At 67.3% G+C, this 899-nt stretch carries 1 protein-coding gene; it reads left to right on the top strand.

Features of this window, described 5'->3' with window-relative positions; genetic code table 11:
• Positions 1–48 precede the first annotated feature (48 nt).
• Positions 49–899 (top strand): HNH endonuclease signature motif containing protein (locus ACT3UE_RS15760; protein WP_444567025.1); only part of this gene is annotated, 851 nt, incomplete at its 3' end.

Here is an 899-nt window from a genome sequence, read left to right as displayed (position 1 = left end):
ACCCCCAGCGCGGGTCCTGGCCCGGGTGGATCGGAAGGCTCGGCTGTGGTGGATGGGCCGGCTGGGGTGGATGCCCCGGGTGCCCTGGCGGTGGCCGAGCTCAAGCCCGGGGCCCCGGTGCCCACGATGCTTGGTGGGGGCCCGATAGATCAGTACTCAGCGGCCCGGTTGATGGTCGCGGCGAAGACCTGGTGGCGGGTGATCACCGATCCCTTGACCGGGGCGGTGGTGAAGTTCGGCCAGAACAGGTATCGGCCTACCGCGGCCCAGCGGGCGATCCTGCAATTCAGGGACGGGTCCTGCACCACCCCGGGATGCACCGGGCCCGGTAGGACCTGCGAGATCGACCACACGAGGGAGTGGCAACACGGTGGAGGGACGGATATCGCGAACCTGCGCTTGGGGTGCAAGCGGTGTCACCGGTTGAAGTCGCTGGGGTTGCTCGAGGTCGAACAACGCGCCGGGGGCACGATCCTGGTCACGAGTCTGTTCGGAACCAGGCGGGTTGGCTACCCGGCAGCTCCCTGGGCCTTGGCGGATCCCTGGCAGAGCTCCCGAACCACCGGTGGGGTCGTCGCGCCGCCTGCGGATCCTGAAGCGGTGATTCCCACGGTCTCACCGCCAGCGGTCATCGCGCCGAAGGCCTTCACGATCGAGTCGAGCAAGATCGAGTACGAGTACGAGAAGTATCAGGACCTGCAGATCTGTTTATGGGGTCGGGTCCAAGACGTGCCGGATCCTTCCTCCCCGTGTCCCGAACGGGGCCGTTACGCGATGACCACCCACGCCCACGCGGCCAGGAAGCGGCGTTTGAAGCGTAATGCCGGTGCTTACGGGCCACCGGCGATCCATCGGCCCGATGACCGGGACAACCCGCTACGCCCCAAACCCCAAACACC

This window comes from Arthrobacter sp. 179 (assembly GCF_052379645.1).
In the GTDB taxonomy this organism is placed as follows: Bacteria; Actinomycetota; Actinomycetes; order Actinomycetales; family Micrococcaceae; genus Arthrobacter_H.
Note: the sequence above shows the minus strand (reverse complement) of the source record. Positions and strands in the feature narration are given on the sequence as shown.